Source organism: Massilia pinisoli, assembly GCF_024753285.1.
GTDB lineage: Bacteria > Pseudomonadota > Gammaproteobacteria > Burkholderiales > Burkholderiaceae_D > Telluria > Telluria pinisoli.
In genome coordinates this window covers 35077-54753 of the sequence record NZ_JANUGW010000001.1, presented here as the reverse complement: position 1 = coordinate 54753, position 19677 = coordinate 35077, and the positions used below count along the sequence as shown (strand labels likewise).

At 67.8% G+C, this 19677-nt stretch carries 14 protein-coding genes; 4 read left to right on the top strand and 10 right to left on the bottom strand.

The genetic code is table 11. From position 1 onward, the window contains the following. Positions 1 to 26: 26 nt before the first annotated feature. The 7 genes from NX784_RS00235 to NX784_RS00205 form a co-directional block, all read right to left on the bottom strand. A complete protein-coding gene (locus NX784_RS00235; protein ID WP_258814660.1) occupies positions 27 to 2072 on the bottom strand; it encodes a glycoside hydrolase family 2 protein in 2046 nt (681 codons plus the stop codon). Between the two features lie 58 nt (positions 2073 to 2130). Further along, complete coding sequence (locus NX784_RS00230) at positions 2131 to 3915, bottom strand: IlvD/Edd family dehydratase (protein WP_258814659.1); 1785 nt, start codon at positions 3913 to 3915, stop codon at positions 2131 to 2133. A gap of 6 nt (positions 3916 to 3921) precedes the next feature. Continuing rightward, positions 3922 to 4803, bottom strand: coding sequence for an SMP-30/gluconolactonase/LRE family protein (locus NX784_RS00225; protein WP_258814658.1), 882 nt, complete (start codon positions 4801 to 4803; stop codon positions 3922 to 3924). Beyond that, positions 4800 to 5588: a D-xylose 1-dehydrogenase gene (gene xylB / locus NX784_RS00220; RefSeq protein WP_258814657.1), complete on the bottom strand. Its 789-nt coding sequence runs from the start codon at positions 5586 to 5588 to the stop codon at positions 4800 to 4802. Before xylB ends, NX784_RS00225 begins: the two co-directional genes overlap by 4 nt. A gap of 8 nt (positions 5589 to 5596) precedes the next feature. Beyond that, positions 5597 to 6775: a fumarylacetoacetate hydrolase family protein gene (locus tag NX784_RS00215; RefSeq protein WP_258814656.1), complete on the bottom strand. Its 1179-nt coding sequence runs from the start codon at positions 6773 to 6775 to the stop codon at positions 5597 to 5599. Between the two features lie 16 nt (positions 6776 to 6791). Beyond that, a complete protein-coding gene (locus NX784_RS00210) occupies positions 6792 to 9173 on the bottom strand; it encodes a glycoside hydrolase family 3 N-terminal domain-containing protein (protein WP_258814655.1) in 2382 nt (793 codons plus the stop codon). 304 nt (positions 9174 to 9477) lie between these two features. Beyond that, the gene (locus NX784_RS00205) at positions 9478 to 10590 is read right to left on the bottom strand and encodes a LacI family DNA-binding transcriptional regulator (RefSeq protein ID WP_258814654.1); all 1113 of its coding nucleotides are present in this window, start codon (positions 10588 to 10590) and stop codon (positions 9478 to 9480) included. A gap of 181 nt (positions 10591 to 10771) precedes the next feature. Here NX784_RS00205 and NX784_RS00200 point away from each other — a divergent pair, with 181 nt between their 5' ends. The 4 genes from NX784_RS00200 (at position 10772) to NX784_RS00185 (ending at position 16935) form a co-directional block, all read left to right on the top strand. Continuing rightward, a complete protein-coding gene (locus NX784_RS00200; RefSeq protein WP_258814653.1) occupies positions 10772 to 12988 on the top strand; it encodes an alpha-glucuronidase family glycosyl hydrolase in 2217 nt (738 codons plus the stop codon). 39 nt (positions 12989 to 13027) lie between these two features. After that, complete coding sequence (locus NX784_RS00195; RefSeq protein ID WP_258814652.1) at positions 13028 to 14161, top strand: endo-1,4-beta-xylanase; 1134 nt, start codon at positions 13028 to 13030, stop codon at positions 14159 to 14161. A gap of 106 nt (positions 14162 to 14267) precedes the next feature. Further along, a complete protein-coding gene (locus tag NX784_RS00190) occupies positions 14268 to 15653 on the top strand; it encodes a glycoside hydrolase family 27 protein (RefSeq protein ID WP_258814651.1) in 1386 nt (461 codons plus the stop codon). 121 nt (positions 15654 to 15774) lie between these two features. Further along, entirely contained in the window at positions 15775 to 16935 is a 1161-nt protein-coding gene (locus tag NX784_RS00185; RefSeq protein ID WP_258814650.1) for a GGDEF domain-containing protein, read from the top strand. Here the strand turns inward: NX784_RS00185 and NX784_RS00180 are convergent. The 3 genes from NX784_RS00180 to NX784_RS00170 all read right to left on the bottom strand — a co-directional run bounded on the left by NX784_RS00180 (position 16916) and on the right by NX784_RS00170 (position 19566). Further along, complete coding sequence (locus tag NX784_RS00180) at positions 16916 to 17641, bottom strand: GH12 family glycosyl hydrolase domain-containing protein (RefSeq protein ID WP_258814649.1); 726 nt, start codon at positions 17639 to 17641, stop codon at positions 16916 to 16918. The two genes, NX784_RS00185 and NX784_RS00180, sit on opposite strands and share 20 nt — an antisense overlap. A gap of 252 nt (positions 17642 to 17893) precedes the next feature. After that, positions 17894 to 18292 carry an alternative ribosome rescue aminoacyl-tRNA hydrolase ArfB gene (gene arfB / locus NX784_RS00175; RefSeq protein ID WP_258814648.1) on the bottom strand — a complete coding sequence of 133 codons (399 nt, stop codon included), beginning with the start codon at positions 18290 to 18292 and terminating at the stop codon, positions 17894 to 17896. A gap of 11 nt (positions 18293 to 18303) precedes the next feature. Next, positions 18304 to 19566, bottom strand: a complete 1263-nt coding sequence (locus NX784_RS00170) for a cyanophycinase (protein WP_258814647.1) — start codon at positions 19564 to 19566, stop codon at positions 18304 to 18306. Positions 19567 to 19677: the final 111 nt, after the last annotated feature.

The window sequence follows — 19677 nt, the reverse complement described above, 5'->3', positions numbered from 1 at the left end:
CCGCGTGGACGGCGGAGCCGTCCACCCTACGGTGCCAACGTCCACTCGACGGTGTCGGTGGACGCTCCCGCCTGCACCTCGATCCGGTTCGCGCCTGGCGTCAGGCGCACCGGCCACCGCGCGATATGCCCGTCGACCGCGCGCTCGCCCGCGTCGACGCCGTTCACGCGCAGCCGCACGGCCGGCTGGTTGCTGTACACCTTGACTTCCGTATCGGCCACCGTGCGCTTCACGGCACGCCGCGACGTGATGACCACCATCGGCTTCTTCGACCAGTTGGCCTGATACCAGTAATACGCATCCTTGCGCACCTGACGGTCCATGCTGACGAGGCCCTTGTCGTTGACGCCGCGTCCATCGCCTTCGTCGCGGCCGCTCGACGCGAAATCGAAACCCGTCCACACGAACGACGCCCACAGCCACGGCGCGGCCTCGATCTGGCGCCAGGCCGCCTCGTGGTACAGCGCCTGGTACTGCTCCGGGTGCCAGTGGCTCGGGGCCACCGGGCGGCGCGCCGGATCTTCCTGCTGCTGCGCGCTGCCCCCGGCACCGTATTCGCTCAGCGCTTCCGGCGTGCGCGGACGCGCCGCGTGGTTCGCCGTGAGGAACGGGCCAAGGTCTGCGAACTCCTTGTCGTACCAGCCGAAATACACGTTCGACGCGATGGCGTCCGTGTGCATGGCCTGCGGTCCGTCGATGGGCGCACAGCAGTTCGCATACACGGTCGGCCGGCTGGGGTCCTCGTCTTTCACGAGCCGCTGCATCGCGTCCAGCAGATGGGCGCTCGTGTCGTCCACCTTGTAGATCTCGTTGCCCAGCCCCCAGACGAACACGGACGGGTGATTGAAGTTCTGGCGCACGAGTTCACGCGCCTGCTGCGCGGCGTTCGCGGCGAACGCGGCGCTGGCCCCCACCTCCGACGTCAGCGGCAGCTCGGTCCACACGAGGAAGCCCTTGCGGTCGGCCAGCGCGTAACTGTGTTCGTTGTGCTGGTAGTGGGCGAAACGCAGGCCCGTCACGCCGAGGTCGTCCAGGATGCGATAGTCGGCGTCGATGTCGGCGTCGGACACGGCCGTGCCCTTGCCCGGCGCCCAGGTCAGGTGCACATTGACACCGTGGACGCGATACGGGCGATCGTTCAGCAACAGGCCGCGATCCGGATCCAGCCGCACGGTACGCAGACCGACCTCGCCGTCCACACGGTCGAGCGGCGCCGCGCTGCCGGCGCGCGCCACCGTCACCTCGCTGGCGTACAGGTACGGATCGTCGACGCCTTGCCACAGGTGCGGCTTGGCCAATACGGCATCCAGTTCGACAGGGATCGTCGCGCGGGCGGGCAGCACGGCCGTACCTCGCGTCGTCGCCACGATCTTGCCGGCCGCGTCGCGCAGGCGCGCCGTCACGGTCACGCGCTCGGGCCGCGCGCGCTCGTTCGTCACGCGCGCGCGCCAGTGCAGGCGCGCGCGTTCCGGCGTCATCTCGGGCGTGCCGACGTACACGCCGGGACCACCGAAGTCCAGCATGTCGATGTGGACGTCCTGCGTGGCCACAAGGCGCACGCTGCGATACAGGCCGCCGTACAGCGTGTAGTCGCCGCCCAGCGGTGCGACGTCGGGCTGGCGCGCGTTGTCGACCCGGACGACGAGCTCATTGGCGCCGGCATGCAGGCGTTCGGTGACGTCGAAGCGGAAGCGCGCGAAGCCGCCCTCGTGGCGGCCGACGTGTGTCCCGTTCAGCCACACGTCCGTCGACAGCGCGGCGCCGTCGAATTCGAGGAAGACGCGGCCCCGTCCCGGCCGCGGCGCGGCGAGGCTGCGGCGATACCAGCCCGCGCCGCGGTAAGGCTGCGCCGTCGTGCCGTCAAGCGCGTTGAACGTGTGCGGCAGCGCGACCTTCGTCCACGTGCCCTGTGCCGGCGCCGACGCGTCAGCGCCATCGCCCTTGATGAATTCCCAGCCGTCGTCCAGGCCGACGACCGTGCGCGGCGGCTGCGCCGCGTGGGCGCAAGCCATCCAGGCGCAGGCCAAGGTCAGCGTAAGGACGCGGAGGATGTGGTTCGCGAAAGCGCGCATCGATGTATCCGATATAAAAAAAGGGCCCGCGAACGGGCCCTCGTATGAACCGTGAGGATCAGTGGTTATGGCGCGGCATGTCGTGGCCCACGCCGCGGTACGGCAGTGCGAGCTCCATGCACGCACCCGTGTGCAGCTGGCCGACGGTGGCGCGGTAGATCTGCTGCCACGGCGTCTGGTTCGGCGGGATCGCCGGCGGCGCGTCCTTGCGGCGCGCTTCCAGTTCCGCGTCGGAGATCTTGACGTCGCAGCGGCCCGTGTTCAAGTCCACGCGCACGACGTCGCCCGTGCGCAGCAGCGCCAGGTTGCCGCCGGCCGCGCTTTCCGGCGACGCGTTCAGGATCGACGGGCTGTCCGACGTGCCGGACTGACGGCCGTCGCCCAAGGTCGGCAGCGCCGTGATGCCCTTCTTGATCAACGCATCGGGCGGTTGCATGTTGACGACTTCGGCCGAACCGGGCCAACCCACCGGACCCGACCCGCGGATCACGAGCATCGTGCGCTCGTCGATGTTCAAGGCCGGATCGTTGATGCGGTGGTGGTAATCGTCCGAACCGTCGAACACGACGACCTTGCACTCGAACGCATTTTCCGACCCCGGCTCCGACAGGTAGCGCGCGCGGAACGCGTCGGAGATGACGCTCGTCTTCATGATGGCGAAGTCGAACAGATTGCCCTTCAAGACCATGAAGCCGGCCTTGTCCTTCAGCGGTGCATCGAACGGCCAGATCATCTCGCGGTCGTGGCTTTCGCGGCCCACGAGGTTCTCGGCCATCGTCTTGCCGGTGACGGTCGGACGCTGCGAGCGCAGCATGCCCTTCTGCTCCAGCTCCCACATGATGGCGGGCACGCCGCCGGCACGGTGGAAACGCTCGCCCAGGTATTTGCCGGCCGGCTGCATGTTCAGCAGCAGCGGCACGTCGTAGCCGTATTCCATCCAGTCTTCGGGCGCGATCTCGACGCCGGCATGGCGCGCCATCGCCACGATGTGCGGCTGCGCGTTGGTGGAACCGCCGATCGCGGCGTTGACGACGATGGCGTCGATGAAGGCGTCGCGCGTGAGCACCTGCGACGGGCGCAGGTCCTCGAACGCCATGCCGACGATGCGGCGGCCCGTTTCATAGGCCATCTGGCCGCGCTCGCGGTACGGTGCGGGGATCGCGGAGCAACCCGTCAGCGACATGCCCAGCGCCTCGGCGACGGCGTTCATCGTCGATGCCGTACCCATCGTGTTGCAGTGGCCGGCGGACGGCGCGGACGCGGTCGCGATGTCGATGAATTTCTGTTCGTCGATCTCGCCCGCGGCCAGGCGGCGGCGGCCTTTCCAGATCGCGGCGCCGGAGCCGACCAGCTCACCTTCGAACCAGCCGTCCAGCATCGGGCCGCCGGACAGCACGATGGCGGGGATGTCGACGGTGGCGGCGGCCATCAGCTGAGCGGGCGTCGTCTTGTCGCAGCCCGTCGTCAACACGACGGCGTCGATCGGATAGCCATGCAGGATCTCGACGAGGCCGAGGTACGCCAGGTTGCGGTCGAGCGCCGCGGTCGGGCGGCGGCAGTTCTCGAAGATCGGGTGCAGCGGGAATTCCATCGGGATGCCGCCCGCGTCGCGGATGCCGTCGCGCACGCGCTTGGCCAGGTCCAGGTGGATGCGGTTGCACGGCGAGATGTCGCTGCCGCTCTGGGCGATTCCGATGATCGGCTTGCCGGAGCGGAGCTCTTCCGGGGTGATCCCGTAGTTCATGAAGCGCTCGAGGTAGAGCGCCGTCATGTCGATACGCTCCTCGTTGTCGAACCAGTCCTGCGACCGGAAGCGCTTCGGTTTGCTGTTCTGTTGTGTCATTCCGTATTACTCCTGCAGCCGCAGCACATGGTGCGGCAATCCGGCCGTCTCGGCGCGGAAGGTGAACAGCGCGCCCGCGAGCGGCTGCTGAGACAGTTCCTCGGCCGACAGGCCCTTGCGTGCCGACGTCGCGTAGACGGTGCGCAGGTCGTCGCCGGCAAAGGCCAGCTTGGTGATGTTCGAGCACGGGAAGCGCACTTCGCCCACCTTGCGGCCCGCGGGATCGCGGCGTTCGATGCGCCAGCCGCGGAACACGGCGATCCAGACGAAGCCTTCGGCGTCGACGGCCATCCCGTCCGGCCAGCCGCCGTCCGTGATCTCGGCGTACAACCGCTTGTTCGACAAGCTGCCATCTTGCGCCAGGTCGAAAGCATACACCCGTTTATCCAGCGTGTCGGTGTGATACAGCGTGCGCCCGTCCGGGCTCACCGCCGGGCCGTTCGTGATGATGTAGCCGTCGTCCATGCGCACGACGTGCTCGCCGTCGAAACGGTACAGGACACCGGACGGCGCTTCTTCCGCATCGTCCATCGACCCGAACCACAGGCAGCCCTGCGCGTCCACGTGGCCGTCGTTGAAGCGGTTGCCGGCGACGTGCTCCTCGACCTTCACGAACGGGACGAACTCCCCGGTCGCTTCCACGAAGCGGTACAGGCCATCCTCCAGCGAGACGACGAGGCCGCCGTCCGTGGCGCGCACGACGAAGCTGACCTGGCCCGGCGCGTCCCAGCTCTTCCGGTCGGAACCGTCGGCCGCGCAGCGGTGCAGGCGGCGGCCCTTGATGTCGACGAACCATACCTGCCCGTTCGGCGCATCCCACAGGACGCCCTCGCCCAACGTGGCGCCGACTTCCCACACGACGGTGGGTTGCGTGGCGATCTCGCTCATGCGCCGTACCATCCCGCGTCGACGAAATACTCGCGGCCGGAGATGTGGCGCGCATTGTCCGACGCCAGGAACAGCGACAGCGCCGCCACGTCTTCCATCTGGACGCGCTCGGGGATGCACTGGCCGGCCAGGATGCGGGCCTCTTCGTCCGGGTTGTGCCACAGCTTCTTCTGGCGCGGCGTGACGACGGCGCCCGGGACCACGGTGACGGCGCGGATGCCGTGCGGGCCGAATTCGCGCGCCATGTTGCGGGTCATGCCTTCGATGGCGGCCTTCGCCATCATGTACAGGCCCAATTGCGTGTGCGGCAGGTGCCACGAGATCGAGCCGAAGTTCAACAGCACGCCGTACTTGCGCTCTTTCATGCCGGGGATGACGGCCTGCGCGCAGAAATACTGGTGGCGCAGGTTCACGTTCATGCGGCTTTCCCAGTACGCCGGCGTCACGTTCTCGATGTCGTGGCGGTCGTCGTTCGCCGCGTTGTTCAGCAGGATGTCGACGCCGCCCGCTTCCTCTTCGATGCGCGCGAAGGTCGACTTCAGCTCGTCGAGGTTGGTCAGGTCGCATTTGATGAACTTCGGTGCGATGCGCGAGCCGGCCAGCGTGGCCTCCAGCTCGCGCGAGGCTTCTTCGGCGATGTCGAGGAAGTACACGCGGGCGCCCTGGCCGGCGAAGGCCGTGGTCAGCTCGGCGCCGATGCCGCTGCCGCCGCCGGTGATGACGACCCGTTTGCCTGCCAGGTCGGGGAACGTCGCGTAGACGAATGCTTGGTTTTGTTCGGACATGATTTTGATTATTTTGAGAGCAGGCCACGCTGGGCCAGGTTGGCGTACAGCGCGCGTACGCCGAAGGTCCACGGTGCGATCGCATCGCTGCGCTGGACAGTGTTGACCAGCGTGCCCAGCGACGGCGTGGAGATGCTCACGCGGTCGCCCGCGTGGTGGGTGAAGCCGCCGCCTTGCGCATCGCGGTCCTTGATCGGCGAGAACATCGTGCCGAGGAACAGCATGAAGCCGTCCGGGTACTGGTGGTGCTTGCCGCAGGTCTGGCGCACGAGGTCCAGCGGGTCGCGGCTGATCTCGCGCATGAAGCTGGCGCCTGCCAGTTCGAAGCCGTCGTCGACGCCTTCGATCCGCATGCGCACTTCCGCGTTGCGCAGGGTGTCGATGTCGAAGTCGCCGTCGAACAGGCGGATGAACGGGCCGATGGCGCAGGAGCCGTTGTTGTCCTTCGCTTTACCGAGCAGCAGCGCGCTGCGGCCTTCGATGTCGCGCAGGTTGACGTCATTGCCCAGCGTGGCGCCCACGACTTGCGCGCGGCTGTTCACGGCAAGGACGATTTCCGGTTCCGGGTTGTTCCAGTGCGACGACGGGTGCAGGCCGACGGCGGCCCCGTGGCCGACGGCGGACATCGGCTGCGACTTCGTGAACACTTCGGCGTCCGGGCCGATGCCCACTTCCATGTACTGCGACCACATGCCGCGCGCCGACAGGTCGGCCTTCAGGCGCATCGCGGCCTCGCCGCCCGGTTCCAGTTCCGACAGGTTGGTGCCGATGGTTTCCTGCAGCTGCTGGCGCAGCGCGCTGGCGCGGGCCGGATCGCCCTTCGCCTGTTCCTCGATCACGCGTTCCAGCAGGCTGACGGCGAACGTCACGCCGCAGGCCTTGATCGCCTGCAGGTCGCACGGCGCCAGCAGGCGCACGTCCGCGCCCTGATCGCCTTGCAGCGCGGCGGCGACCAAAGCGTTGACGTCACCGAGATCCTCGCCTTCCGCGCCGCGCGCGATGGCGACGAGGTCGTCGCGCTCGAGCAGTTCGGACACGGTCGAGGCGTGGCGCGTGATGTCGACCACGCGGCCCTTGCGCACGGCGACGACGGCCGGGCCGTTGATGTTACCTGCACGCCAGACACGGCCGACCATCAAGGCCTGGTCGAGGTCCTGCGGCAGCGGATTGGCTTGGATAGCTGTCATGTTGTTCTCTCTTGGTTTATGCCACCGTGAGCGTCGTCTTCTTCAAGTCGACGCTGTTCGGTCCTGCGAAAATGGTGAACGTCCCCGGCTCGACGACGCGCTTCATCGCGACGTTGTAGAACCACAGGTCGGAAGGTTTGATGTCGAACGACACCGTGCGCTGCTCGCCCGGCTCCAGGGTGACGCGCTGGAAGCCCTTCAGTTCCAGCAACGGACGGGTGACGGAGCTGACGTCGTCGCGGATGTACATCTGCACGACTTCGTCGCCGCGCGTTGCGCCCACGTTCTTCACGTCCACATGCACGCGCGTGGTGCCGTTGACTCCGATGCGGTCCTTGTCCAGGCGCGGCGCGGCGATCTCGAAGCGCGTGTACGACAGGCCGTAGCCGAAGGGGTACAGCGGGGTCGTCACGTCGTCGATGTAGCCGCGGCGGCTGCTCGGCTTGCGGTTGTAGAACATCGGCAGTTGGCCGACGTCGCGCGCGATCGTCACCGGGAGCTTGCCGCCGGGGTTCGCGCGGCCGAACACGAGGTCGGCGATCGCGTGGCCCGTCTCCTGTCCCATGTACCAGCATTCCATCAAAGCGTCGGCACGCTCGGCGAGGTAGTTCACGGACAGCGGGCGGCCGTTCAGCAGCAGCACGACGGTCGGCTTGTTCAGCGCGAAGATGGCGCGGGCAAGATCGTTCTGCTGGCCGATGAGGTCCAGCGACGTGCGGTCGCCCAGGTGGTTGTCGGCCCACGCTTCGCGCGCCGTCTGCTCGTTGTCACCCAGGACCATGACGATCGTGTCGGCCTTCTTCGCCGCTTCCACCGCCTCGGCGATCAGGCGCGCGTTGACTTCCGGCTTCGTCCACACGATCTCGTCCTGGCCCCACACATGGCCTTCCGTCAGGCGCACGCCTTCCGCATAGTCCAGCGCAAAGCCGTGCGCCTTCGATTCTTCCTGCAGCGCCTCGTACACGGAGACGACGTGGCGCGGCTTGTCGGAGTAGCCGCCGATCGGCGTGTCCTTCCCGTGCGTGCCGACCAGCAACAGCTTGCCGACCTTCTGCGGCGCGAGCGGCAGCAGGCCTTTATCATTTTTCAAGAGGACGGCGGTGCGCTGCGCGGCCTTGCGCGCGAGCGCGATGGCTTGCGGCGTGGCCGTGCGGGCATCCGCTTGCGCGACGTCGGCATACGGATTCTCGAACAGGCCGGCCTCGAACTTCAGGCGCAGGATGCGGCGCACGACGGCGTCGATTTCCTTCGTCGTGATCTTGCCTTCCTTGACCAGCTCTCCCAGCACCGCGTAACCGGCGGGGTCCGGCGTCTCGATGTCGACGCCGGCCTTGAACGCGGCGAGGCCGCCTTCCTTCACGGAGCCGACGAGGTGGTGGCGGCCGCCCAGTTCCGCGACGGCCATATAGTCCGACACGGTCAGGCCCTGGAAGCCCCATTCCTTGCGCAACACGTCCGTCAGCAGCCAGCGGTTCGCGTGCGACGGGATGCCGTCGATCTCGTTATACGACGGCATCACGGCCGCGATCTTCGTTTCCTTGATGATCTTCTCGAACGGGGGGAAGAAATCTTCGCGCAGCGCGCGCTCGCCCACGTTCGCGGGACCGATATTCGTGCCCGACTCGGGCTGGCCATGGCCCGTCATGTGCTTCAGCGTCGCATAGACCTTGTCCTTGGCGAGCGGCAGCGAATCCCCCGAGAAGCCCAGCACGGCGGCCTTGCCCATCGTGCCGCACACGTGCGGGTCTTCGCCGTACGTCTCTTCGATGCGGCCCCAGCGCGGCTCGCGCGCCACGTCGACGACGGGTGCCAGCGCGAGGTTGGCGCCGCGCGCGCGCATCTCTTGTGCGGCGAGCGAGAAGATCTGCTGCACGAGTTCCGGGTCGAACGTCGACGCGAGGCCGATCGCCTGCGGGAAGCTGGTCGCCTCCGGCGCCACATAGCCGTGCAGCGATTCCTCGTGCATGAAGACGGGGATGCCCAGGCGCGTCTGCTCCAGCGCCCATTTCTGCACGGCGTTCACGTATTCCGCGGTCTCTTTCGGGCCGCGGTTGCCGACGGCACCCGAGTTGCCGGCGTTGTTGTCGGCGCCGACCTGGCGGTCGGACGGGCGCGCGAACATGCCCATCCCGTTCGGGTGCACCTGTTTCGCCTTCTCGGCCGAAAAGCTCGTGTCCGCGTTCTGCAAATCCTTCTTGGTGAGCCACACGCACTGCAACTGGGCGATCTTCTCGTCGAGCGTCATGCGCCCCAGCAGATCGTCCACGCGCGCCGCCACGGGCGCGTTCGCGTTCTTGTACACCGGCGCGGCGGCCTTGGCTGCCAGCGCGCCCGGCACGACGGCCATGCCGGCCGCGCCGCCGACCGTGGCCAGAAACTCCCTGCGTTTGATACCCATCGACTTTGTCTCCAACTTGTTTTTGTAAGTGAGCCTGCCTGGCATGCGGTGGGTCTACGCCCAACATTCCAATAACAAAAATGTTACCGCAACCATTCCAGTCTAATCGGCGGATTTAGCCCTTGTCAATCAATTATTCGGAAGATGTCCGGCGAAGGCGACGCAAGCGGCCCGCGCGTCGGCGGAAACGGCCGGGAAAGAGGGAAAATGGGATGTTTGCGTGAACAGCTTATGCGCCTTGCATAAGCGGAGAAAGATGTGGCGGGGATGATGGCCGCGGCGGACGCCGCGGCCGGAAGGGTGATCAGCCGGCGCGCTTGGCCGCCGCGAGCGGCAGCAGTGCCGACGGACGGGTGCGCGGCGCGGCGTCGGACTGGCGGCGCACCAGTTCGAAGTCCATGCGGACCTGTTCGGGTTCCGCCACCTCGCCCTCGCGCAGCGCGCGCACGCGGCGCACGAGCGCCTGGACGGCTTCGCGCGCCATGCCGGCGATGGGCTGGCGCACGGTCGTCAGTTCCGGCCAGATCGTCGTCGCGAGCGCGGTGTCGTCGAAGCCGGTGACGGTGAGGTCACCCGGCACGTCGAGGCCCAGCCGGTGCGCGACGGCGACAGCGGCCGCCGCCATGTCGTCGTTGCTGGCGAAGATGGCGGTGGGACGCTCTTCCAGCGCCAGCAGGTGCTCGGCCGCATCGAGGCCGGAGCGGTAGGTGAACATGCCCGGCACCACCAGTTCCTCGGATGCGTCCGCGCCCATCTCGGCGATCGCCGCCCGATAGCCTTGCAGGCGGCGCGCGCTGGCGGTCTGGTTCGGATGACCGACGACGAAGCCGATGCGGTGGTGACCCAGGTTGATCAGGTGGCGCGTCATCGCGTGCGCGGCCTCGAAGTCGTCGATGCTGACGGCGCCCACGCGGCTGTCCGGCAGACCGCACGCGACGACGACGGCGGGGATGCCGGCACCGGCGATCGTCGACAGCACGGCCTCGCTGTCGCACAGCGGCGGCGGCAGGATGATGCCGTCCAGGCCGTTCTCGACGAGGCGCTTGGTCTGCTCGGCTTCCTGCTCGCCGGCCTCGCATTTTTCGACGAACAGCTGGACGTTGTTCAGGCCCGACTGGCTCAGGAGACCGACGAGGAATTCGCTCAAATAGGCGGCGCTCGGGTTACTGTACAAGAAGCCGACGCGGATCGGCTTGGAGCCGGCGAGGTTGCGCGCTTCCTGGTTCGGCGTGTAATTCAGCGCCGCCACGGCCTCCGCCACCTTGCGGCGCGTGCTCTCGCGCACGAGGCCCTTGCCGTTCATGACGCGCGACACCGTCATCGCGGACACGCCCGCGAGCTTGGCGACGTCCGCCATCGTCGGCTGGCCCCGGCGCTCCACCTCTTCCTGGACGGACTCTGCTTTGGCTTTGGTCATGTTCTCCCGCTTCCTGTCGATTTTTTGTTTGCGCTATCTTAACACTGCCGGGGCATGCAAAGATAGCCATAAAAGTGACCGTAAACACTCAGAAATCGATTTCGTAATTCAAGAGTTTGCGCTAACATTCGAACGCCGGGCGGGCCGCCGCACCGGCACCATAACGATAACGGAGACTACGATGCAGTATTTGATGCGGTGTGCACGCGCACGCCTGACGGCGGCGCTCGTGCTGACCGCCCTCCTCGGCCTGTTCGCCACGCACGTTGCCCGTGCCGCCGACGAAGACGGCTACGACTTGTGGCTGCGCTACCGGCCCCTGCCCACGGCCCCGCGCGCGGCACTGGCCGCGGCCGCCACCGGCATCGCGGCCCCAAGCGACACCCCGACCGTCCGCGCGGCCACCGCGGAACTCCGGCGCGGCCTCGCCGGCCTGCTGGGACGCACGTCCGACAAGATCGCCTTGGCCGCCCAACCGCGCGCCGGCACCGTCGTCCTCGCACGCGCCGCGAGCCTGCCCGCAGGCCTCGCCGATGCCGACGCGTTGCGCGCCGCGCTCGCCAAGGCCGGCACCGAGGGCTATGTCGTGCGTCGCGCGCGCGTCGACGGCGCACCTGTCACGCTGATCGCGGCGAACACGGACATCGGCCTCCTGTACGGCAGCTTCGCATGGCTGCGCCAGCTGCAGCTGGGCGCCGCGCCGGACCGGATCGCCCTTCTCGACGAGCCGGCGCTGCCGCTGCGCGTGCTGGACCACTGGGACAATCTGGACCGCACCGTGGAGCGCGGCTATGCGGGCGAGTCGATCTGGAACTGGTGGGAACTGCCGAACATCGTCGACCCGCGCTACACGGATTACGCGCGCGCCAACGCGTCGCTGGGCATCAACGGCGCGGTGCTGAACAACGTCAACGCGAAAGCCGAGATGCTGAGCCCCGCCTTCATCGCGAAGACGGCCGCCATCGCGGACGTGCTGCGGCCATACGGCATCCGCGTGTACCTGTCCGTGCGCTGGTCGACGCCGCTGGAGCTGAAGGAGACGAAGACGGCCGACCCGCTCGACCCGGCCGTCGCGGCATGGTGGGCGCGCAAGGCGGACGAGATCTACCGCACGATCCCCGATTTCGGCGGCTTCCTCGTGAAGGCGAATTCGGAAGGCCAGCCGGGGCCGCAGGACTACGGCCGCAACCACGCGGACGGCGCCAACATGCTGGCGCGGGCGCTCGCGCCGCACCACGGCGTCGTCATGTGGCGCGCGTTCGTCTACAGCCCGCCCACCCATCCCGCCCAGGCCAGCGACCGCGCCGCGCAGGCGTACGACCAGTTCCAGCCGCTCGACGGCAAGTTCGACGACAACGTCCTCGTGCAGGTGAAGAACGGCGCCATCGACTTCCAGCCGCGCGAACCGGCGCACCCGCTGTTCGGCGCCATGCCGCACACGCCCCTGATGATGGAATTCCAGGTGACGAAGGAATACCTGGGCTTCGCCACGCACCTCGTCTACCTCGGCCCGCTGTTCCAGGAAACGCTGCGCTTCGACACGCGCGCGGGAGGCCAGCCGATGACGGTAGCGCGCGTGCTGGCAGGCGCTCAGCAGGGACGCGTGGGCGGCATCGCCGGCGTCGCGAACATCGGATCGAGCCGCAACTGGACGGGTTCCACGTTCGACCAGGCCAACTGGTACGCGTTCGGCCGGCTCGCGTGGAGCCCCGACCTGGACAGCCGCGCCGTCGCGCGCGAATGGGCGGGACTGACGTTCGCGCCGGATGCGCGCGTCGTCGACCCCGTCGTCGACATGATGATGCGCTCGCGCGAAGCGGCTGTCGACTACATGACGCCCCTCGGCCTGCACCATATGATGGGCACGGGCCACCACTACGGTCCCGCGCCGTGGGTCGACGACCTGGGACGCGCCGACTGGAACCCCGTGTACTACCACCGCGCCGGCAAGGACGGCATCGGCTTCGACCGCACGGCGACGGGCAGTAACGCCGTGGCCCAGTACGCGCCCGAGGTCGCGCGCCGCTTTGCCGACCCGGCCACCACACCTCCCGAGCTGCTGCTGTGGTTCCACCACCTGCCCTGGGATTTCCGCATGCCGTCCGGCCGCACCTTGTGGGACGAGCTGGTCGCGCACTACGACCATGGCGTGGACGAGGTCGACGCGATGCAGGCCGAGTGGCAGCGCCTGCGGCCGTACGTCGACGCGCGCCGCTACGTTGACGTCGCCCAGCGCCTCGCCCAGCAGCGGCGCGAGGCGCAGTGGTGGCGCGACGCGTGCATCGCCTATTTCCAGCAGCGCTCCGGCCTGCCGCTGCCGGCCGGCGTGCGCGCGCCCGACCACGCACTTGATCATTACCGGTCGCTGTCTTTCCCGTTCGCGCCCGGTCACGGCTGACCCGCATTTACACCACCACGCAAAACAGAAGGACACAACATGACTACACGACGAGAGATCATCCAGGCGCTCGCCGGCGCCGCCCTGCTGCCGGGCATCGCGCCGTTCGCGCGCGCCCAAGGCCCCGCCGGGGAAGGACTGAAGGACATCGCCGCCCGCAAGGGCATGCGCTTCGGTACCGCCATCAGCGCCGGCCGCAACCAGCTCGGCGACGCGGCCTACCGCGGCCTCGTCGAGCGCGAATGCAATCTGATCGTGCTGGAAAACGAGATGAAATGGCAGGCGCTGGAACCGGCGCCCGGCAAAGCGAACTTCGGTCCCGCCGACGACGTGATCGCGTGGGCCAAAAACAAGGGCATCGCCGTGCGCGGCCACAACCTGTTCTGGCAGGCCGAGAAGTGGCTGCCGGCCTGGGTCGCCAAGCAGAACTTCGGGCCGCAGCCCGCGAAGACCGTCGAGCAGTTGATGCGCACGCACGTGAGCACCGTGTGCGGCCACTTCGGCAAAACCATCAAGAGCTGGGACGTTGTCAACGAAGCCGTCGACCCGGCCGACGGCAAGCTGCGCCAGAACGCGCTCACGCGGCCGCTGGGCGCCCTCGAGCAGATCGACCTCGCGTTCCGCCTGGCGCACGAATACGCGCCGCAGGCGCAACTCGTGTACAACGACTATATGCGCGGCGACGCGGGCAGTGCGAAGCACCGGGCTGGTGTCCTCGCGCTGCTGGCCGACCTCAAGAAGCGCGGCACGCCGGTCAACGCGCTGGGCCTGCAGAGCCATATCGGCTCCTGGGATGAAACGGACAAGGGTCATGCGGACCTCGTCGAATGGCGCAAATTCCTCGACGAGGTGACGGGCATGGGCTACGACCTCCTGATCACGGAACTGGACGTGAACGACCGCCGCCTGCCGGCCGACATCGCCAAACGAGACGCCGGCGTCGCGGCGGCCACGCGCGACTACCTGGACGTCACCTTGTCGTACCCGCGCCTGCGCGACATCCTCGTGTGGGGCCTCGCGGACAACGTCAGCTGGCTGCAGACGTGGGACGAGGCGCCGCGCACGGACAAGCTGCCGATGCGGCCCACGCCGTTCGACGCGCAATTGAAGGCGAAGCCAATGCGCCAGGCGATCGCCGATGCCATCAAGGCCGCGCCGCCACGCCAGGCTTGAGGCTGCGATATCATTTTGGACATCGGTTGGCGCAAAGTTGTTATTAGTGCGTCGGCCGAACCAACTCTATACTCGCGCGATAACTCAACTACAGGTTACGCCCCCCATGAACCCGAATCGCCGCCGTCTCCTCGCCACCTCCCTCGCCAGCGCCGCCGCCGCAGCGGCTGGCGTGCCCTCTTCCTCCGCCAACGCGGCGACGCCGAAAAAGACCGCCGCCGCGGCAGCAGCCGGCGCCGTGCTGGCACCGACGCCGCCGATGGGCTGGAACAGCTGGAACTCGTTCGGCCCCACGATCACCGAAGCGCAGGCGCTGGAAAACGCCGACATCATGGTCGCGAAGCTGCTGCCGTCCGGGTACACCGTCTTCACGGTCGACATCCAGTGGTACGAGCCGAACGCGAACAGCTACACGTACCGCAAGGACGCGGAGCTGACGATGGACCAGTACGGCCGCCTGCAGCCGGCACCGAACCGCTTCCCGTCCGCGGCCGGCGGCGCCGGCTTCAAGAAGCTCGCCGACCAGATCCACAAGCGCGGCATGAAGTTCGGCATCCACCTGATGCGCGGCATCCCGCGCCAGGCCGTGCAAAAGAACACCGCTATCCTCGGCACGAACCTGCACGCGCAGGACATCGCCGACACGAAGGCAATCTGCGAGTGGAACGGCGACATGTACGGCGTCGACGTGACGAAACCGGGCGCCCAGGAATACTACAATTCCGTCTTCAAGCAGTACGCCGAATGGGGCGTGGACTTCGTCAAGATGGACGACATGTCGCGCCCGTACGAGCGCAACTGGCCTGAAGTCGAGGCGGCGCACAAGGCCATCGCGGCCAGCGGCCGTCCCATCATCCTGTCGCTGTCGCCGGGCGAGATGGACCTGCGCTGGGACCGCCACGTGCCGCACTACGCGCAGATGTGGCGCATCTCGGACGACTTCTGGGACGAGTGGCGCCTGCTGGAAGAACAGTTCCAGCGCCTGGAAAACTGGAATCCCGTGATGGGTCCGGGCTCCTGGCCCGACGCCGACATGCTGCCGCTGGGCCGCCTCGCGCTCGGCGCGCGCGACACCAAGTTCACGCCGGACGAGCAGCAGACCCTGATGACCTTGTGGGGCATCGCGCGCTCGCCGCTGATCATGGGCGGCGACCTGCGCCACCTGGATGCGAAGACGCTCGCGCTGCTGACGAATCCCGAGATGCTGGCAGTGAACCAGCGCAGCCGCGAGAACCGTCCGCAACGCGCCGATACGGGCACCCGCATCTGGAGCGCCCGCTCGGCCGACCAGCACGACCTGCAATACCTCGCGCTGTTCAACACCTCCAACGCGCCGGTCGACTTCGCGTTCGACCTGTCGCGCCTGAACCTGGGCAACCGCACCGTCGCCGTGCGCGACCTGTGGGCGCGGCACGATCTGGGTACGGTGCGCGGCAAGATCAACGCCACCGTGCCGCCGCACGGCTCGGCCCTGTTCGGCCTGAAGGCCTGATCCGCTCCCGCCGGGCCGCAGCGGCCCGGCGGGCAGCGACGGACGCATGGCGCCGGGCGGCAGTATGCTATAGAATTTGTAGCACTCGCCGACCAGCGCGGCCGCCACCCTCCGTCGCCCCATGACATTCAATCCGCTCACCGGCGAGTTCGCGCAGCTCGCGCACGAAACCGCCTTCCTCGCCCACAAGCTGCCGCAGACGCGTGCCCTGCTCGGCTTCACGCTCGTATTCTGCACGTTGTTCTACCTGGCGTTCGCCGTCAGCGACTTCGCCGCGCTCGGCTACGGTCCCCAGTTCCTGCAGTTGTGCGCCGCGCGTGGCATCGTGGCCGCGACGGCCGGCACGTGCGCCTGGTGCGCGTACCGCACGCCGCTGTCCGTCCGCGCCACACGCGTCGCCGCGTCAACCGCCGAAATCGTGGCGCTCGGCTGCTTCATGTTCATCGCCGTGCGCCGGCCGGGCGAATTCCACTGGCATGCGATGTCGCTCGCGATCATGCTCATCGTGATCTACCTGTACATCCCGAACAGCTTCGCCAACGCGCTGCTGCTGGCGTCCGGCGCCACCGCCGCATTCCTCGCGCTGGCGCTGCGGTTCGGGCGCATGTCGGCCGCGGACGTCGTCACGATGGTCATGCTCCTGCTGCTGGCGAACGCGTTCGGCGCGCTGGCGGCGCGGCGCTTCAACTGCGCGTCGCGCGAAGAGTACCAGGCGCGCACGCAGTTGCAACACGCGGCCGCGCGCGACCACCTGACGGGCTGCTTCAACCGGCGCCACCTGCACGACCACCTGATGCGCCCCGGCCCGCGCACGGCGGGCGGTCCGCTGACGGTGGTCCTGTGCGACATCGACAACTTCAAGCGGATCAACGACACGTATGGCCACGCATGCGGCGACGCCGTGCTGCGCAGCTTCGCCGATCTGCTCGGCGCGATGACGCGCGACGGCATCGACAGCGTCGTGCGCTACGGCGGCGAGGAATTCCTCGCGATCCTCCCCGGTACGGACGTCGACGGCGGTATCCGCCTGGCCGAACGCTTGAGGACGCGTTTCGCGGCGACGGGCGTCGCAGCCGGCGACGGCACGACCCTGGTGCGCACGACCGCGAGCTTCGGCGTCGCCTGCGCCGACTCCGGGAGCGACGACGCGGACCGCGTCCTGCGCGACCTCATCGCCGCCGCCGACAAGCTGATGTACGACGCCAAGCGCGGCGGGCGCGATCGCGTCTGCGCCCTGCGGCTGGCGTCGCCACGGGCTCCGGTCAGTACGCCGTCACCGTGAAGTTCCGTGCGCCGAAGTTCATGCCGCCCGCGGACGACGTGATCTCGAACCCGAACTGCACGTCGCCGACGGTCACATTGCCCATCCAGCCCATGTTCTGCAGGTAGCGCAGGATCGCCAGGACGTCGACGTTCGGGCTGTTCGTGTTCGACGTGCGCAGGAACGAGAACACCTGGTTGTTGCCGTTACTGCCGCGGAAGACGTTCCACGTGCTGCCGCCCACGTTCACGTTCCAGTAGACCGGGATCGCGCACCCGTTGCCGTCCCAGTTGTACGAGATCGGCTTGACGTTGCCGCAGCCGTTCGACCAGCCCGTGGAATTCGCCCACAGCATGATCTCGTAGGCGTGGTTCGTGTCCCAGATGTCGTACGTCGTCTCCCACGCGCCGCCGCCTGGCGTGGTCGTCGTGACCGAGGACGTCAGGCGTGACAGGGAACCGACCTGCTTGCCGACGTAGTAACTGATGTGCGGGTACGACTTGATGCCGCCCGTGTTCGGGTGGTCGGCCCACACGCCCCAGTCGGTGGGCGAATTGACCCACAGCGTTTGTGGGCCAGCGCCCTGTCCCCAGACGTCGTTGTTGAAGTTGTATGGGCCGAACTGGGCCGAGCCGTACTGCGCGGAGGTTGCCCACGTCGCCGCGTGCGCCGGAAGGGTGAAGCCGATTGCGATTGCCAATGCTGTCGTGCAAAGTGCCTTCTTCATCGTATCTCCTCTTTGTATGCCCCACGTGATGCGGACGGACGTCCGCGCGGCAGCCGGGGGCGTGGCATGCCGCAGCCTGCATCGAGTCGAACGGCGGGCGAGCGGCCGCGGGCGCGGCGATGATCTTTGTGATTGTGGAGCGATCGTAGGGACGGCTGTTCAGCGAGTCAATCGTGCTAACACTCTTTGTTAACCGCTATCAGTCAGGCATGGCATCTTCGTATGGCAAAAGCGGTTTTCGATATAGGTCGCTCAGTCGCGCACTTTGCCGCGCAGCGCCTTGACCTGCCCGCTGCGCGTCTTGGCCTCGAGCCGGCGCCGCTGCGACCCCAGCGTGGGCCGAGTCGCCTTGCGCGCGCGGGGCACGTCGGCCGCGGCGTCGACGAGCGCCTGCAGCCGTGCGAGCGCGTCTTCCCGGTTACGTTCCAGGCTGCGCGAGCGCTGGGCCTTGATGACGACGACGCCCTCGCGCGTGATGCGCGCGTCCGGGAGCGCGCGCAGGCGGTCCTTCACCTGCGGCGGCAGCGACGAGGCCCCGATGTCGAAACGTGCCTGCACGGCGTTCGACACCTTGTTCACGTTCTGCCCGCCCGGCCCTTGCGCGCGCACGGCGCTGAACTCGACGTCGTCCGGGTCGATCGTGACCGCCATGCCGCGCCGGATCAGTGGACCTGGTTGCCCAGGACGGCGCCGTTGGCGGTGCCGTACACGTACGGTCCGTTCAGCGACGAGCCGTCCGCGTAGGTCTGCGCGGCCTGCTGCGTCCAGGCCGACAGGTTGAACGTCGCCTGCGACTTGAAGCTGTATTGCGGGGCAGTCGGATACGGCGATGGCTGCGCCAGCTGGGCGCTCATGCGGTAGACCTGGATGCCGGCGTTGTCGTTCAGCGGCTTGCCGGCCACGCATTGCGACGGCGTACGCACGATCTTCGTGAAATAGGCGGAGTTCTGCGCCGTGTACGACGGCGTCGTGTTGTCCGTGTTGTACGGATTGGCGACGAGCTGCGCCTTCACGCTGCCGCGCGGGCCGGACACGAGCAGCGCCGTCTCCTCGTCGATGCCGACGCCCACCACGGCATCGAACGCCTCGGCGCCGCCGGGACAGCCGTTGCCGATGCGGGCGACGAAGCCGAACAGGCGCCCCAGGCGATCGCGCGTGTTGAAGTGGTCGTCCGTGATCGTCTTTTCCAGCGACGGGATGGCGAGGAAGCTCCCGGTCTGCACGAATTTCTTCGACGACGTGTTCAGCGGATCGATCGTCATGGTGCGGTTGAACGGATCGGCCAGGGCCTGGCCGGACGTGACGCTGCCGTTCAGCGCCGCGAACGCGTACTGGCCCAGCATCGCATTACCGGCGCTCGTGCCGCCGACGGGAATGCCCGCGCTCATTGCCTTCTGCAGCGCGGTGTCCAGCGCCGTGCCCTGCCAGAAATTATAGTAGTCCGCCTGGTCGCCGCCGGCGATGAAGATGGCGCTCGCCTTGGCGATCACGCCCTGCACGAACGGGTCCTCCGCGGCCTTGCGTGTCGGGATCACGAGCGTTTCGACGGACGTCACGCCCAGGTCGATGCCGCCGACCGTCTCGTAGTTCTTCGGCGTCGTCGGGTCGACCTGGCCCAGATGGCTGTAGATATAGCCGTTGTACGCATCGGTGCCGGTGGCGCGCAGGATGACGAAGCGGCCGCCCGTCGCACGCGTGATGCCCGCCTGCGCGATCATCCAGCGGAACGCCTCGCCCACGTCGTAGCCGCCGCCCATCAGGACGACGGACGGTGTGCACGCCGTGCCCACGCACGACACGGGCTTCGCGCTGACGGGCGCCGACGGCGTGCCGACAGCGCTGTACGTATAGGTCGACCCGGCCCACGCGCCCTGGGCGGCAAGGAACGGGACGGCGGCGAGCAAGGTCTTGACGATGGCTTTCATGCGGACTCCGTGTGGTCGATGCGTTCGGACTGGTGGCGACGCCACCGTGGCTGGCCCAGCATATTATCTTTTTTGCACCGCTGGAACCAGAACTGCCAATCGAATGCCGTC

Excerpts from the sequence above, each read along its gene's own strand:
- NX784_RS00235 (WP_258814660.1), bottom strand. The coding sequence starts at position 2,072 with ATGCGCGCTTTCGCGAACCACATCCTCCGCGTCCTTACGCTGACCTTG.
- NX784_RS00230 (WP_258814659.1), bottom strand. The coding sequence starts at position 3,915 with ATGACACAACAGAACAGCAAACCGAAGCGCTTCCGGTCGCAGGACTGG.
- NX784_RS00225 (WP_258814658.1), bottom strand. The coding sequence starts at position 4,803 with ATGAGCGAGATCGCCACGCAACCCACCGTCGTGTGGGAAGTCGGCGCC.
- xylB (WP_258814657.1), bottom strand. The coding sequence starts at position 5,588 with ATGTCCGAACAAAACCAAGCATTCGTCTACGCGACGTTCCCCGACCTG.
- NX784_RS00215 (WP_258814656.1), bottom strand. The coding sequence starts at position 6,775 with ATGACAGCTATCCAAGCCAATCCGCTGCCGCAGGACCTCGACCAGGCC.
- NX784_RS00210 (WP_258814655.1), bottom strand. The coding sequence starts at position 9,173 with ATGGGTATCAAACGCAGGGAGTTTCTGGCCACGGTCGGCGGCGCGGCC.
- NX784_RS00205 (WP_258814654.1), bottom strand. The coding sequence starts at position 10,590 with ATGACCAAAGCCAAAGCAGAGTCCGTCCAGGAAGAGGTGGAGCGCCGG.
- NX784_RS00200 (WP_258814653.1), top strand. The coding sequence starts at position 10,772 with ATGCAGTATTTGATGCGGTGTGCACGCGCACGCCTGACGGCGGCGCTC.
- NX784_RS00195 (WP_258814652.1), top strand. The coding sequence starts at position 13,028 with ATGACTACACGACGAGAGATCATCCAGGCGCTCGCCGGCGCCGCCCTG.
- NX784_RS00190 (WP_258814651.1), top strand. The coding sequence starts at position 14,268 with ATGAACCCGAATCGCCGCCGTCTCCTCGCCACCTCCCTCGCCAGCGCC.
- NX784_RS00185 (WP_258814650.1), top strand. The coding sequence starts at position 15,775 with ATGACATTCAATCCGCTCACCGGCGAGTTCGCGCAGCTCGCGCACGAA.
- NX784_RS00180 (WP_258814649.1), bottom strand. The coding sequence starts at position 17,641 with ATGAAGAAGGCACTTTGCACGACAGCATTGGCAATCGCAATCGGCTTC.
- arfB (WP_258814648.1), bottom strand. The coding sequence starts at position 18,292 with ATGGCGGTCACGATCGACCCGGACGACGTCGAGTTCAGCGCCGTGCGC.
- NX784_RS00170 (WP_258814647.1), bottom strand. The coding sequence starts at position 19,566 with ATGAAAGCCATCGTCAAGACCTTGCTCGCCGCCGTCCCGTTCCTTGCC.